The sequence below is a fragment of the Flavobacterium sp. GNP011 genome (genome assembly GCF_056428925.1).
Window position 1 is genome coordinate 111,749 of sequence record NZ_JBWJVJ010000003.1, and the last position, 15,571, is coordinate 127,319.

Below are 15,571 nucleotides of genomic sequence, written 5' to 3' on the forward strand. Positions count from 1 at the left end.
TAAGTTAAAGTTCTATTCTTAATCTATCAAGAAACAATCACTTTGGTGTGGAATTTAAAGTTGTTATATTCTATTTCCAAAATGTAGATTCCAGATGCCAAGATATTATTTGGTGAAAATGTTAAGGTATTACTGTTTACTCTGAACGATTTTTGGAATATTTTTGTTCCTTGAATCGTAAACAACTGGACATTTATGAAATCATTTAAGCTCTCTTTAAAATTTATATTGATAGTATTGTTTGTAATTGGATTGGGATAAACAACAAAAAAGTGCTCATTGTCATAAGAAACGGTATCTAAAGTTGCGGTTTTAAATAGGGCTAATTTTGTAAAAGTGCCACCCAAAACTTCCGCAGTTTGTGCTTCACTCATACACAGCCAATCTTGCATAATCGAAGAATAAATTTGTCTAAAGTCAAATTGCATCGCAACCTGGTCTGAAACGGTTGGGTTTAAAGGTATGTTTGGTGAGCTGCCTATCATACCTGAAACTGGATTTTGAGCAGTTATGGCACTAGATCCAGTATTCAAGGCGGCTCCAAAGAAAATTACAGGTGCTCCAGCTCCATGATCGGTACCAAGGCTTCCGTTGCTTTTAATTCTTCGACCAAATTCACTAAAAGTCATTCCTGTTACTAAATTTGATTTCCCCATCAACTCTAAATCTTGTTGAAATGCATGTATTGCCTGCGATAAAATACTGAGATTCGTAGCATGAGCACCTTTGGTCTTATCAACAACATCCACTTGACCACTGTGTAAATCAGATGTGTTAGGGTGATTGACAATGTAAATAGGGGTTTGTAGTCCGCCATTGATTAATTTGGCAACAATTTTTAATTGATCACCTAGTTTATTAGCACTAGGATATGTTGCGGTTTGTGACTGCGCGGTGTTAAAAGCAGTTTGTATAGCAGTGCGGTATACATTGCTTTGGTCTTTCATTAAACGTAAAAAAGTCAACTCTGTTCCGTAGTCAGAATTAGGTGCGGGATCAGTAATTTGATTGATGACGTTCAAAAGTGTATTGGGATCCGGAGCATTATATCCCATGTTAATAGTAGGTCCTTGTAAAGAAAAAGGCAAAGTAGAACCTATTTGAATAGCCAATGGATCAGGCATGTCACTATTAGGATAACCAAGAGGGAAATTAGGATATATGCTATCTAGTGATCGTCCTAGCCAGCCACTATCAAGGGTTTGATTGCTATTAGAAGCTGTAAACCAAATATCAGTTGCTCTAAAATGACTGAAACTTGGATTGGGATAGGAAACCCCTTGAACTATCATTAATTTCCCATTATCATGCAAAGTTTTCATTTCAGACATTGCAGGATGTAGGCCAGTAGTAGTATTATTAGCCAGTGGCAGAACAGAACTTTGGTTCATCAATATATTGGAACGTGCGTTATTTAAATTTGTCCATTTATCTAAAGGGAAAACGGTATTTAATCCATCGTTACCACCGTTCATTTGAATGATAACCAAAATTTTACCGCAATTTACCGCTGCATTTGCCAAAACATCTAGTGCATTACTTTCAATTGAAGCTGATGCCATTACAGGAATTCCATTCAAAGCTAAGGGGATGGAGGCTAATGCACTTGTTTTTATAAAACTTCTTCTTTTCATAACTTCAAAAAATTACATTAATTGGTATTCAGCAAGTTGAGTAAGAGTCACAAGTAAGGATTTAAGTCGTGATTTCACACTATTTTTGTTAGTTGTATTTGATGTGTTATTGAGGTAAAGTGTCCACGCTGTGGTCCAGTAATCATTACTTGTTTGATTGGAAAGCAACGATTGTATTTTTATTTGCTCTTTTTGTGTACTACTAATATCAATGGGTAACAAGTATAGTATACATTCAGCAACTAATAAATCTGGATTAGCACAAATAGTAGGGCTAAATTGTTGAATAAAACCTATTAGATCTACCTCTATCCGGGTTGTGAGCGAGTTGTAAGTAAGATTGTAACCGTTGAAAATTCTATTTAAGAAATCGAACCTTTTTTGAGTGGTACTGGAATTGATCCAATATTCATGAAAAGACGGATTTTGATAAAAAGCAACCCAACCGGAAACATTTGGGATTTTGCCCATAGTTTGCTCTAAACCGCTTAAAACAGTATTGTTAAAGTAATTCCAAACTCTATATTGCGCTTCAAAATTAGTTGTGTCTGTCACCGTATAATTCAAGTTAAAAGTCCGTAAACTACCAATGACCAGATCAAAAGGTGATTTGATGTAAACGCCTCTATTGGCCATGTCATAAAAATGTTGGCTTTTGAATAGTTGGTTTAATACAGGTTCGATTTCCCAATTGTTAGCCACAAATGTTTGTGCTAATGGAATAATGATGTTTGATTCTATCGTGGCATCAATATCATAATAGATAAAATAGCGGTATAATCGGCGGCAAATATATTCTGAAACTACTCTTGATTTTGTGAAAATCATATCAATCAAAGCATCTAACTCTGAAGCGCCAGCATTGCTAATGACGGTATTGTTAAAAAAAGAGGAGAACTGCTTATTGCTCGTATCGTGAAAATTTGTGTCAAAATTAGTGCTTGGTGTTGCTGTATTTAAATTTACCACTCTCCATCCTGTTAAAACTTTTGCTGCTTGTATCACGTCAACTTCCGTATACTGGCTTAATGGGTCTTTTCCTAAAGTAAAAAGCTCCATGAGCTCTCGTGCAAAATTTTCATCGGGAGACGTTTTTGTATTGGCTTGATTGTTTAAATAGTACATCATAGCGGGCTGTGTAGCCATTTTTCTGATGAGTGTCTTGTAATTTCCAAGCGGATTATCTCGGAACATTTTTAGGTAGGAGTATAATATGCGACATGAATTACTTCCCGCGTGCGAAAATGGAGCACTGCGTACGGTTTCAAAATCTACTGGAATAAAATGATACCAAAACCATGTCATTTTTTCCTTAATAGTCAAATTTTGATTGCAAGCTAAACCAAAATTCCACTGTGATAAAGACTCAATTCTTCTCGAGTTAGTGGTATTGGTTCCCACAGGTAATGGGTCATTTGTCCAGTCAGCTCCATAGGGTAAGTTGCTCTCATCTGGCGAATAATTATTGTATGAATTTACGGGAGGCGCAGGAGCAGTAATGTTGATGTTCAACACGGCATTGACCGCATTTGTCATATTTAAGGCGAGTAACGCATCAACGTCTGCTTTTTTAAAACCATAACCAGTACGTTTTAATAAATGCAGTACTTCTTGCTTGCCCCAACTGCCGCTGTAGGGATTTAATCCACTACTAACAGGAACTACTCTATCGGTAAAACCCGATTTTGTAGCACTTTTAACGCTTTGATATCTTCTGCCTTTAAATATTTTTCGGGAATATTTTTCAAATAAAGGATCTTTAACATCCTGATTTATTTTTGATTTATTTAATAGTAAACTAAATAAATTTCTTCGGTTAATAGTATTACTCATAACGATTTCAAATTTGATTTGTATAATCGACTCTCTACTATTTTATTATTTTCTACTTAGTTAAAATAGCTACTCAAAATTATGTTTTTTTACAATACGTTCAACGTACTATGAGTCTTGTAGTTAAATAATTTATGGTTCTTATTGTCTTAAAAGTTTATAAACGAATAATTAAAATTATACAAAAAACTTTCTCTACTATTTATTTTATTCAAATCTTTAGATGTGCAAAAAATGGCCGTGCAATTTCTCCTTATAATTCTCTTTTTTTGATAAAACTTTTATCTCTTACTATCAAACATTTCCTTAAATTTGCTACCGTTATTATAAAAGTTAGCGTTTAAAAAATCAAGCTATGTTACAAATTGCATTTATTAGAGAGAATCAAGAAAAAGTAATCAATGCTTTGGCCAAAAAAAATTTTGATGCCAAGAGTGTTGTTGAAGAAGTGGTACAACTAGATGAAAAACGTCGCACTGCGCAAGTAGAGCTTGACACTATTTTATCTGAATCTAATAAATTATCCAAAGACATTGGCGAATTGATGAAAGCGGGTGAGAAATCAAAAGCCGCAATCCTAAAAGAAAAAACAGTTTTAAACAAAGAAAAAAGCAAAGCACTAGCCGAAACCGCTGAGGCACTTGCCGCTGAACTTTTAGAAAAATTATACACACTTCCTAATCTTCCAGCTGATATTGTTCCTGAGGGAAAAACTCCAGAGGAAAACTTAAACGTTTTTGAAGAAGGCGCTGTTCCAGTTTTGCATGAAGGAGCACAACCACATTGGGATTTGGTAAAAAAATACGACATCATTGATTTTGAATTGGGAGTAAAAATCACTGGAGCAGGTTTTCCAGTTTATAAAGGTAAAGGTGCTCGTTTGCAACGTGCCTTAATCAATTATTTCTTAGATAAAAATACGGCAGCGGGTTACAATGAAGTTCAGGTTCCGCACATGGTCAATGAAGCATCTGCTTATGGAACTGGTCAATTGCCAGACAAAGAAGGGCAAATGTACCATGACAAAACCGATGATTTGTACTTGATTCCAACGGCTGAGGTTCCTGTTACTAATTTGTTTCGTGATGTAATCCTTAACGAAAATGAATTGCCAGTATTGACTACGGCTTATACGCCATGTTTCCGTCGTGAAGCAGGTTCTTACGGTGCGCATGTACGCGGTTTAAACCGTTTGCACCAGTTTGACAAAGTCGAAATTGTACGTGTAGAGCATCCTGACAAGTCTTACGAAGCACTTGACGGAATGGTAGAACATGTTAAAGATATCTTAAGAGATTTGAAATTACCGTATCGTATTTTACGTCTTTGTGGCGGTGATATGGGTTTTGCTTCAGCATTGACGTATGATTTTGAAGTTTTTTCTACTGCACAAGACCGTTGGTTAGAGATTAGTTCGGTTTCTAATTTTGAGACTTTTCAATCGAATCGTTTGAAATTGCGTTTCAAGGACAAAGACGGAAAAAACCAATTGGCACACACCTTAAACGGAAGCGCGCTGGCCTTACCAAGAGTTATGGCTGGAATATTAGAAAATTACCAAACTCCTGAGGGAATTGTAATACCAGAGGTATTACGTCCTTACTGCGGATTTGATATTATAAATTAATTAGTTTGCAGTTATCAGTCACAGTTGACAACGCTGTGACTGAAAACTGTGACTGCAACTAAACACGAATATTGACAATGAAAAAGCTCTTTCTATATATCACTTTGTCATTCTCGCTATTTGCTTTTGCCCAAAACGAGCAATTGGCACAGTATTATTATGACAAAGGCGATTTTGAAAAAGCCAAAATCAGTTATGAAGAACTTTTAAAAGAGACACCTCAAAATTCACTTTATTTTTTAAGATCAATAGATTGTTTGCAACAATTGCAGCAGTTTGAAAACGCTCAAAATGCACTTCAGCTGAGGTATGATAAGTACCAGCAGTCAACTATTTTAGTGGAACTTGGCTATAATTATCAGTTGCAAAAAAACGAAAGTAAAGCAACGCCATACTACGAAAGAGCTTTAGAATCCATAAAGAAAAATCCAAATGATGTTTATGGTGTTGCCAATGCGTTTGAACGTAAAGTGCTCCTTGAATATGCATTAAAGGCCTATAAAACGGTCTCTGGAAAGGATGAAAATTATAATTTCAATTATCAAATAGGGTTGCTCTACGGACAAATGGCAAATATGGAGCTCATGGTGGCTACTTTTCTAGACGAAGCGTATACAAATCCAGAAAACTCCATCCGAATTCAAAACCAATTAGTACGCTTTATGGTTGATGAAGGTGATGCTAATTTTAATGAAATTTTGCGTAAAGCATTGATAATAAGAACTCAAAAAACGCAAGATATTTTCTGGAATCGTTTTTTAAGTTGGTTTTATGTGCAGCAAAAAGAATTTGATAAGGCATTTATACAAGAAAAAGCTATTTACAAACGCAATCCCGAAACGCTTGCTAATATTGTAAGTCTAGGGCAACAAGCCATTCAAGAGGATAAAACCGATGCCGCTATTGAGATTTTAAATTTTGTGTTGCAAAACTCACAGGACAAGGAGTTATTGGTCCAAGCCAATACGTACTTAATTCGAATGAAAATTGAAAAAGCAACAGCTACTGATTACCCAGCAATCAATCTGGCACTAGAGGATTTGTTAAAACAATTTGGAATAAGTCCTTTTACGCTATCTTTGCAGCTTATTCAAGCTCATTTTACAGCATTCAATTTAAAAAAACCAGAAGAGGCTAAAAAAATTATTAAGTCTGCCCTAGAAATGCAACTTAATGAATATGAAATAGCACAAACAAAAATGGAGTTGGCTGATATTTTACTTTATGAAGAAAAATTTAACCAAGCATTATTGTACTATTCTCAAATTGAATTGGATTTAAAGAATGATGTTGTAGCTCATGAAGCCAGTTTGAAAGCAGCCAAAACAAGCTATTTTAAAACTGATTTTGAATGGGCCTTAAAACAATTTAAGGAGTTAAAAGCAGCTAGTACACAGTTGATCGCAAATGATGCCTTAGAGTATTACTTATTGATAAATGACAATACGGTTGCTGATTCTACTCAAACGGCCTTAAAACAATTTGCAAAAGGAGATTACCTTTTGTATCAAAATAGAGATGAGGAAGCCATTGTTCAATTTCAATCACTGTTACAAAAAAATACCGTGGAGCAAGCTAATGAGATTGAAGCGATTACGTTGTTGAGATTGGGTAAAATTTATGAAAAAAAATCCGATTTTGTTTTGGCTTTAAGCCAATACCAAAAAATAATAGAAGCACACAAAGAAAGCATTTACATTGACGAAGCCTTATTTTATGCCGCCGAGATAAACAATAAAAAACTACAACAACCTGAAATTGCAAAACCACTGTATGAGAAAATAATTTTTAACCATCAAGACAGTATTCATTTTGTTCCGGCCCGCAAAGAATATCGCATGCTAAGAGGAGACACTATAATACAGTAAATGAGGGTGCAAAACTAGGCTTTACAAGATGGCAACCGTTGTTCTAGAATATTAATTTTTTTTAACCCTACTATCCCTGGTAGGTTTTCCCTTTTTTTAGGGTCAGGGTCAGTTTATGATTATATACAATGTCACTACAAACATACATGAAAGTGTTCACGATCAATGGATGATCTGGATGCAACACAAACACATTCCTGAAATCCTTGCAACTGGATTGTTTTCATCAGCCCGATTGGTTCGCGTATTGGTTGAAGAAGAAATGGGAGGAGTAACCTACTCTGTACAATATGAAACAGAAAGTAAGGAGACCTTGCAGCGCTATTATCAAGAGCATGCACCTGGTTTCCGTGAAGAGGGCGCTCGATTATTTGGAGATAAAATGCTAGCTTTTAGAACTGAACTTGAGTTAATTGGGGATTATAAATAAGTAGCGTAATCTAGTAAACACGTAGTATCCAGACTATAAAACGGATCACAGATACAATATAAACTTTATGCCTCAGTGGCAAAACAAATACATACTGAAATAAGTTCAGCAAAAAAATGGAAAAAGTAACCGCCAAAAAACACTTAGGACAACACTTTCTCAAAGATGAAAGTATAGCTAAGGATATTGCTGACACGCTAAACCTAGAAGGGTATGAGGATGTCTTAGAAATAGGTCCGGGAATGGGAGTTTTGACAAAATATTTATTGGATAAACCTGTAAACACATACGTTATTGAAATTGATACCGAATCAGTAACTTATTTGGATGCAAATTATCCAAAATTGAAAGATAAAATTATCTCTAAAGATTTCTTGAAATACAACATCAATGAAATTTTTGAAGGGAAACAGTTTGCTATAATTGGGAACTTCCCGTATAATATTTCAACGCAAATTGTATTTAGAACATTAGAATACAAAGAACAAATACCAGAGTTTGCAGGTATGTTTCAAAAAGAAGTAGCACAACGTATTTGTGAAAAGAAAGGAACAAAGGCCTATGGAATTCTCTCGGTATTGGTACAAGCTTTTTATGATGCAGAGTATTTGTTTACCGTAGACGAAAATGTTTTTAATCCGCCACCCAAAGTCAAATCAGGAGTCTTAAGGTTACGCCGTAAAAAAGATTATAGTTTGCCTTGCGGCGAAAAATTATTTTTTACAGTAGTTAAAACCGCTTTTCAGCAAAGGCGAAAAACTTTACGAAACAGCTTAAAGACCTTAAATTTGTCAGATGCTTTACGTGAGGATGAAATTTTCAACCTTCGTCCAGAACAATTAGATGTAGCACAATTTATTTCCCTTACTCAAAAAATAGAAGCCGATGGAGTTTAAAATCAGCAAAGTACTAATACAAGAATTAGAGCAACTCATTCAAAACAAGAACGACCAGCAACTGGAAGTGTTATTGAATGACATGCACCATGCTGATATTGCCGAAATTCTGGACGAGCTGGACTTTAACGAGGCTACTTACATCTTTAAAGTTTTAGACAGTGAAAAAACCGCCGAAATTCTTCTGGAATTAGAAGATGATTTGCGTGAAAATATATTAAGCAGGCTTTCGCCAAAGGAAATTGCGGAGGAATTAGATGAACTAGAAACCAATGATGCTGCGGATATTATTGCAGAGCTTTCGCAAGACTTAAAAGCCGAAGTAATATCAGAGCTTCAGGATGTGGAGCATGCCAAAGATATTGTTGATTTATTGCGATATGATGAGGACACCGCGGGTGGAATCATGCACAAGGAGTTGGTTAAGGTCAATGAAAACTGGAATGTGCTTACATGCGTGAAAGAAATGCGCATTCAGGCCGAAAATATTTCCAGAGTACATTCAATTTATGTGGTAGATGATGAAGATCGTTTAAAAGGGCGTTTGTCACTTAAGGATTTGTTAACTACCTCGTCAAGAACACCTATCAATGATGTTTATATTCGAAAATTAAACTCGGTAAAAGTAGATACTGAGGATGTTGAGGTGGCTCGTATCATGCAAAAGTACGATTTAGAAGCCATTCCAGTTGTGGACGAATTAGGAAGGTTAGTAGGTAGAATTACCATTGATGACATTGTAGATGTAATTAAGGACGAAGCAGACGAGGATTATCAGTTAGCAGCGGGTATCTCACAAGACGTAGAAGCTGATGATAGCATATTTGAACACACAAAGGCGCGTTTGCCTTGGCTAGTTTTAGCTTTATTAGGTGGTTTTATTTCTGTAAAAGTATTGGGGCTTTTTGAAGGTGCCATGCTACAACACGGAAACTTGTTCTTTTTTACACCACTTATTGCGGCTATGGCGGGGAATGTAGGTGTACAATCTTCGGCTATTATTGTTCAAGGTTTGGCTAATAATACCTTGAGTGGTTCCTTGTTTAATAGGTTGATAAAAGAAGTTTCATTGAGCTTATTAAACGGCGTAATACTGGCGTCTATATTGTTTATAGGAAGTCATTTTTTATTAAATGTTGAGATTATTATTGGGGTTATTGTAACCACTGCACTCATATCAGTAATAATTATTGCGTCATTAATTGGAACTTCTATTCCGTTATTGCTTGATAAATTTGGGATTGATCCAGCTTTAGCAACAGGACCTTTTATTACCACTAGCAACGATATTTGCGGAATTTTAATTTATTTTTCCATAGCAAAAATGATTTTAGGATTCTAAAAAAGCTTAATCATTTAACTAAACAACACTTTTCCATGATAATTCCCTTTCTTTTGGATAGGGTTAGGGAGGGTAAAACCACAACTACTATGAAAGTACATATTATTGGAGGAGGAAACCTAGGTGTAGCAATCGCTTTGGGATTATCTCAATTCTCACCAGAAAACAAGATTACTATAACTAGAAGAAATGTGACTTCAATTACATATCTGGAAAAATTAGGTGCCACTGTTACCAGTAATAATGTGCATCAAATAGAAGAGGCTGATGTCATTATTTTGACCATAAAACCATACCAAGTAGATACGGTTTTGAGTGAAATTCTACCTTTTGTGTCTCAAAAAATTGTAGCATCAGCAGTGAGCGGATTATCCATTGAGAAATTACAAGAAAAAATAGGAAATACAAACAGTGCCATTCGAATCATGCCCAATATAGCGGCGCAATTTGGTGCATCGGCAACCTGTATTGCTTTTCATGAAAAAGATACGGATCAAGCGCAGCAAGTTGTATCGCTATTCCAAACATTAGGTACAGCACCTATTATTGATGAAAAATTGATGGATGCTGCAACTGTTCTTGCAGCAAGTGGAACTGCATTTGCCTTGCGCTACATTCGTGCTTCTATGCAAGCGGGTATCGAAATAGGATTTGATTGGCAAACTGCCCTTGCTATTTCGGCACAAACCGTTAAAGGTGCATCACAAATGCTTTTAGAAGAAAAAATACATCCTGAACAATTAATTGATAGAGTTACTACGCCTCAGGGTTGTACCATTGCCGGGTTAAATGAAATGGAAATGCATGGTTTTAGTTCGTCCTTAATCCGCGGAATTAAAACTTCTTTGAAACAAATTAAAGGATAAAATGTATTTGATTTCATTACGTAAGAAATCAAAAAAAACCTCATTTTTAGTTCAAAAAATGAGGTTTTTTGGTTTTGAAGCATATAGATAATCTTATATAGCTTTTTTAATTTTTAGGGGTTTCAAGTTAAATTTTAACCATAAAAACCCAATGGTTCCTGCAATAAAAGAGGCTATTAAAATGGCAATTTTTGAATAGGTAATGACTTCTTCACCATCGTTTTTAAAAGCCAGTAAGGTTATAAAAATAGACATGGTAAATCCTATGCCTCCTAGCATTCCTGCGCCCAGAATACTACTCCATTTTAAATCCTTGGGCAGAGTACAAATACCCAAACTTACCGCTAGAAAGGAGAACAACCATATTCCTAAAGGCTTTCCTACTACAAGTCCTAAGATGATTCCTATCGTGTTTGCATGATTTAAACCTTCTTGCCAGTTTGCACTAATTGCAATTCCTGTATTTGCAATAGCAAATAATGGTAGGATAAAAAACGCTACCGGATAATGCAAAAAGTGTTGCAAACGGTAAGAAGAAGTTTTTTTGCTTCCATCTCCAAACGGGATCACAAAGGCCAATAATACTCCTGTTATGGTAGCATGTACTCCTGAATTTAGCATGAAGTACCACATGGCTGCTCCTCCTATTAAGTATGGATAGAGTTGATGCACGTTGCGTCTGTTAAAAATGAATAAAACTCCCATAATGGCAAATGCAATTCCAAGATTGATGTAGTCAATACTTTCCGTGTAAAATACAGCAATGACTATTATGGCTCCTAAATCATCAATGACTGCCAATGCGGTTAAGAAAATTTTTAATGAAGTAGGAACTCTTTTGCCTAAAAGCGATAAAATTCCTATTGCAAACGCAATGTCTGTAGCCATAGGAATTCCGGCTCCGTTTTGTGTAACCGTACCAAAGTTTAGCAGTAAAAAAATTCCTGCCGGCACTAGCATTCCTCCCAAAGCCCCAAAAATGGGTAAAGCCGCATCTTTAATACTCGATAATTCTCCTTGATATATTTCTCGTTCTAATTCTAAACCTATCAATAAAAAGAAAATGGTCATTAAACCATCATTAATCCAGTGGGTAATGGAATGGCTTGCCACTTCGGTTTCCCAAAATGCAATATAATTGTTTTGTAAGGCTGAGTTGGCCAATGCAATGGATAGTAAAGTCACAAAAAGTAATAAGATACCTCCTGCTTTTTCACTTTCAAAAAAGGCTTTAAATGTTTTAGTTACTTTCATTATTTATTTTGAGTTTGTTTTGTAGGAGTGTAAAAAATACAAAGTACAAATTTACAATTTTAAAGGCTTATGGCATTCGTTTACTCCATAAACCGTATTTTTTTTGTTTATTTGAGTAATCAAATTTTAGAACATATGGCTATCAACATCCTTCACATAGACAGCAATCATCCTGTACTCTGGGATCAACTTCAAGCTGCTGGTTTTCATAATCACAGTGATTATGTTTCTTCAAAAGAGGAAATTGAATCAAAAATTGAGGATTATCATGGAATCGTGATTAGAAGTCGTTTTAAAATTGACAAAATATTTTTAGACAAGGCAATAAATTTACAGTTTATAGCTCGTGTTGGGGCTGGATTAGAAAGTATTGATTGTGAATATGCTACGCAAAAGGGTATTGTGCTTATTGCAGCTCCCGAAGGCAATAGGAATGCAGTTGCAGAGCATTCGTTAGGAATGATTCTGTCATTGTTCAATAACTTGAATCAAGCTGATCAAGAAATTAGAGCAGGGCAGTGGAATAGAGAAAGCAATAGAGGTCATGAGCTAGATGGTAAAACGGTAGGTATTATTGGCTACGGAAATATGGGGAAATCTTTTGCCAAAAAACTTCGAGGTTTTGATGTAAAAGTACTTTGCTACGACATTCTAGAAAACGTAGGCGATGTCAATGCGAAACAAGTAACACTCGATACTTTTCAGCAAGAAGTTGATGTGCTGAGCTTACACGTTCCTTGGACTCCAGAAACAGATAAAATGATCAACGCATCCTTTATCAATAACTTTGCAAAGCCATTTTGGATTATCAACACCTCACGCGGGAACAATCTAGTCACCCAAGATTTGGTAGCAGCTTTACAATCAGGAAAAATTCTTGGTGCTGGACTTGATGTTTTAGAATATGAAAAACTTTCCTTTGAAACTCTTTTCAGTGACAAAAATACTCCCGAAGCGTTTCAATATTTACTAGAAGCCAAAAATGTAATTTTAACACCTCATATTGCCGGTTGGACCTTAGAAAGTAAGGAACGATTGGCACAAGTTATTGTAGATAAAATAAAAGCAAAGTATTTTGGTCAAGCCAAAGATATCGAGCCAGAAGAGCGCGTAACTGGAATTGGAGGTTTCTTTTTTAAGTCCAATGACCCTAAAGGTTTAACGGCTTGGTACGAAAAGCATTTGGGTTTAAAAACAGATCAATACGGATCTACTTTTTGGTGGAAAGATAAGAACGGCGCGGATTGTTCTACCCAATGGTCTCCATTTGCGGCAGATACTACTTACTTTGAGCCAAGTAAAAAAGAGTATATGCAAAACTTTAGAGTGCTTGATTTAGAGGTGTTATTGAAAAAATTAATACAAGAAGGTGTAACAATTGTGGGTGATATGCAGACTTATGAGTACGGTAAATTTGCTTGGATACTGGATTGCGAAGGAAATAAAATTGAACTTTGGGAGCCTATTTAATCGGTATTTTTATAAACTAGAATACATAAACTACTTAATTAACCAATATTGACTAACAATGGAAAATCAAAAATACGAAGCTTGGAATCAACCCCAGCATAACCGACAAGATAATAAGAAAATCGCAGCTGGGTTGCTCGCTATTCTTTTAGGACCTTTAGCAATTCATAAGTTTTTTTTGGGTTACACCACCGAAGGGATAATTTGGTTGGTGATTAGTTTGTGTAGCTGTGGAACAGTAACTACTTTGTTAGGATTTATTGAAGGGATTATTTATTTAACAAAATCAGACGAGGAGTTTTATCAAACGTATCAACTAGGTAAAAAAGCATGGTTTTAAAACATAGAAAATCCCGGTTGTACCGGGATTTTTTTTATAGATTTTTCGAGTTTAGCTATCTAAAGGATCAAAACCTAATCTTCTTTGTCGTTAAGTTTGCGTTCTAGTTCAGCCTGAAATTCTTCCATTACCGGTTTCATAGTGCTTTCGGGAATGTCTGCTATCCTTATGTACATGAGGCCATCGACAGCATTATTAAACAATGGATCTACATTAAACGCAACAACTTTGGCGTTTTGTTTTATGTATTTTTTTATCAAAACAGGCAAGCGTAAACTTCCTGGTTCGAGTTCGTCAATTATTTTATCAAATTTATTCAAATCAGATTCGGCTTCATCAAAAATGAAATCTTTATCGGCATCTTTTAGCTTGACTTTATATGCTTTTTTAGGATGAATATATTGAGCAATATACGGATCGTAATAGTTTGATTTCATGAACTCAATCATCAACGATTTTGAAAAATCAGAAAATTGATTGCTGATACTTACCCCGCCCAATAAAAATTTATGCTCTGGATAACGTAATGTAGTATGCATAATTCCTTTCCATAGCAAGAAAAGCGGCATTGGTTTTTGTTGGTATTCTTTAATGATAAACGCACGACCCATCTCTATGGATTTATGCATCATATCATACAATTCAGGTTCAAATCTAAATAAATCGTTGAGGTAAAAACCATTTATACCGTATTTAGGGTAAATTTCGGCTCCTAATCCCATTCGGTATGCACCTGCAATTTTGTTAGCTTCGTTATCCCACAAAAATAAGTGGTGGTAATATTGATCATGCTTGTCAAGATCTATAGATTCATTGGTACCTTCGCCTACTTCTCTAAATGTAATTTCGCGAAGACGGCCTATTTCATGAAGAATATTTGGAATTTTTGAAGCTCTTGCAAAAAACACTTCATAGTTTTTGCTTTGCAGTAAGCGGCAATCTGTGGTGCGTAATCCTTCTACTTCCTTGATCATTTTGTCTTGGCTTGCAGCCGTGACAATCGTTTTTGGACTTTTAGGAATTTTTAAGGTAGGAGTAGGTAAAAATGGGCTTTCCTTTTCAAAAGGATTAGCCAGCATATAGGTCTTCTTTCTTAAAAACTCAGAGTATTCCTCAAGAGTAGTGTGCTCGTTTTGCTCATTTACAGAGATTGGTTTGCCTATACGTACTTTAATAACTCTACGTTTTTGACTAAAAACTTCAGAGGGTAATTTTGCGGTTCTAAAAGTCCCACTAATCTTAGAAAGCAAATAAAATAACCTGCTATTTTTAGCATGAAAATAGATAGGGACAACGGGAACTTGTGCTTTTCTGATGACTTTAATAGCACCTTCTTCCCACGGTTTGTCTACCATTAATTTTCCATCTTTGTAAGTAGAAACCTCACCTGCAGGAAACATACCTAAAGGCTTGCCATCACTTAAATGACGCAGTGTTTCTTTAATGCCAACCACACTTGATTTTACATCCTTATGATTTTCAAAAGGATTTACAGGCATGATGTATTTTTTTAGCGGAGCTATTCGGTGTAATAAAAAATTAGCTATAATTTTAAAATTGGGCTCGCGTTCTAGCATTAATTTTAATAACAAAACCCCATCAATTCCTCCAAGAGGGTGGTTTGAGATGGTTATATATGCGCCTTCTTTTGGTAATCTTTTTAAGTCTTCTTCGGGGATTTCGAATTTTATTTTTAAATCATCAAGAACTCCATTCAAAAAAGCGACCTCTTCTAAGTGTTTGTTTCTATTATACACTTTATTCAAAGTGGAGATTTTTAGCACCTTCATTAATATCCAGCCAGAAAAGGTACCCAAAACGCCGTACTTGTCTGCATTGATTGCTTTTGCAACTTCTTTTGCGGTAACTAGACCCATGTATTTTTTTTCTTTATTTTAGTGCAAGAAACAAAGATAGCAAAAAACTCCATTTTCTCTATTTTTCTACATCAAACTTCTACTTTTTTGTTACATTTGAAACGTATATTTTTAAACAAGATTTTAAAACTAGT

At 35.4% G+C, this 15,571-nt stretch carries 11 protein-coding genes and 1 pseudogene; 8 read left to right on the forward strand and 4 right to left on the reverse strand.

Going from position 1 to position 15,571, the window contains the following annotated elements; all coding sequences use genetic code 11:
* Window positions 1-26 precede the first annotated feature (26 nt).
* Together AC061E_RS04405 and AC061E_RS04410 are read right to left on the reverse strand one after the other, a co-directional pair.
* Complete coding sequence (locus tag AC061E_RS04405) at window positions 27-1,634, reverse strand: T9SS type A sorting domain-containing protein (protein ID WP_478285184.1); 1,608 nt, start codon at window positions 1,632-1,634, stop codon at window positions 27-29.
* Between the two features lie 12 nt (window positions 1,635-1,646).
* On the reverse strand, window positions 1,647-3,467 hold the full coding sequence (locus tag AC061E_RS04410) for a DUF1800 domain-containing protein (RefSeq protein ID WP_478285185.1): 1,821 nt from the start codon (window positions 3,465-3,467) through the stop codon (window positions 1,647-1,649).
* A gap of 355 nt (window positions 3,468-3,822) precedes the next feature.
* Here AC061E_RS04410 and serS point away from each other — a divergent pair, with 355 nt between their 5' ends.
* The 6 genes from serS to proC all read left to right on the forward strand — a co-directional run bounded on the left by serS (window position 3,823) and on the right by proC (window position 10,496).
* A complete protein-coding gene (gene serS, locus AC061E_RS04415; protein ID WP_158730101.1) occupies window positions 3,823-5,094 on the forward strand; it encodes a serine--tRNA ligase in 1,272 nt (423 codons plus the stop codon).
* Window positions 5,095-5,171: 77 nt separating this feature from the next.
* Window positions 5,172-6,962 (forward strand): tetratricopeptide repeat protein, encoded by a 1,791-nt coding sequence (locus AC061E_RS04420; RefSeq protein WP_478285186.1) that lies wholly within the window; start codon window positions 5,172-5,174, stop codon window positions 6,960-6,962.
* Between the two features lie 115 nt (window positions 6,963-7,077).
* On the forward strand, window positions 7,078-7,392 hold the full coding sequence (locus AC061E_RS04425) for a DUF4286 family protein (RefSeq protein ID WP_182650150.1): 315 nt from the start codon (window positions 7,078-7,080) through the stop codon (window positions 7,390-7,392).
* A 116-nt stretch (window positions 7,393-7,508) separates the two neighbouring features.
* Window positions 7,509-8,288 carry a 16S rRNA (adenine(1518)-N(6)/adenine(1519)-N(6))-dimethyltransferase RsmA gene (rsmA, locus tag AC061E_RS04430; protein WP_478285187.1) on the forward strand — a complete coding sequence of 260 codons (780 nt, stop codon included), beginning with the start codon at window positions 7,509-7,511 and terminating at the stop codon, window positions 8,286-8,288.
* Window positions 8,278-9,630, forward strand: a complete 1,353-nt coding sequence (gene mgtE / locus AC061E_RS04435; protein ID WP_144893444.1) for a magnesium transporter — start codon at window positions 8,278-8,280, stop codon at window positions 9,628-9,630. The genes rsmA and mgtE overlap by 11 nt, the downstream gene beginning before the upstream one ends.
* An 89-nt stretch (window positions 9,631-9,719) precedes the next feature.
* Complete coding sequence (gene proC, locus AC061E_RS04440; protein WP_478285188.1) at window positions 9,720-10,496, forward strand: pyrroline-5-carboxylate reductase; 777 nt, start codon at window positions 9,720-9,722, stop codon at window positions 10,494-10,496.
* A gap of 93 nt (window positions 10,497-10,589) precedes the next feature.
* On the opposite strand, the gene nhaA is transcribed toward proC, so the two are convergent.
* Window positions 10,590-11,750, reverse strand: a complete 1,161-nt coding sequence (nhaA, locus tag AC061E_RS04445; protein WP_478285189.1) for a Na+/H+ antiporter NhaA — start codon at window positions 11,748-11,750, stop codon at window positions 10,590-10,592.
* A gap of 135 nt (window positions 11,751-11,885) precedes the next feature.
* Between nhaA and AC061E_RS04450 the strand changes: the two are divergent.
* Together AC061E_RS04450 and AC061E_RS04455 are read left to right on the forward strand one after the other, a co-directional pair.
* Window positions 11,886-12,824: pseudogene (locus AC061E_RS04450) on the forward strand (2-hydroxyacid dehydrogenase); the annotation flags it as partial.
* A gap of 454 nt (window positions 12,825-13,278) precedes the next feature.
* On the forward strand, window positions 13,279-13,560 hold the full coding sequence (locus AC061E_RS04455) for a TM2 domain-containing protein (protein ID WP_478285190.1): 282 nt from the start codon (window positions 13,279-13,281) through the stop codon (window positions 13,558-13,560).
* Window positions 13,561-13,634: 74 nt separating this feature from the next.
* On the opposite strand, the gene AC061E_RS04460 is transcribed toward AC061E_RS04455, so the two are convergent.
* Window positions 13,635-15,437: a GNAT family N-acyltransferase gene (locus AC061E_RS04460; RefSeq protein WP_478285191.1), complete on the reverse strand. Its 1,803-nt coding sequence runs from the start codon at window positions 15,435-15,437 to the stop codon at window positions 13,635-13,637.
* Window positions 15,438-15,571: the final 134 nt, after the last annotated feature.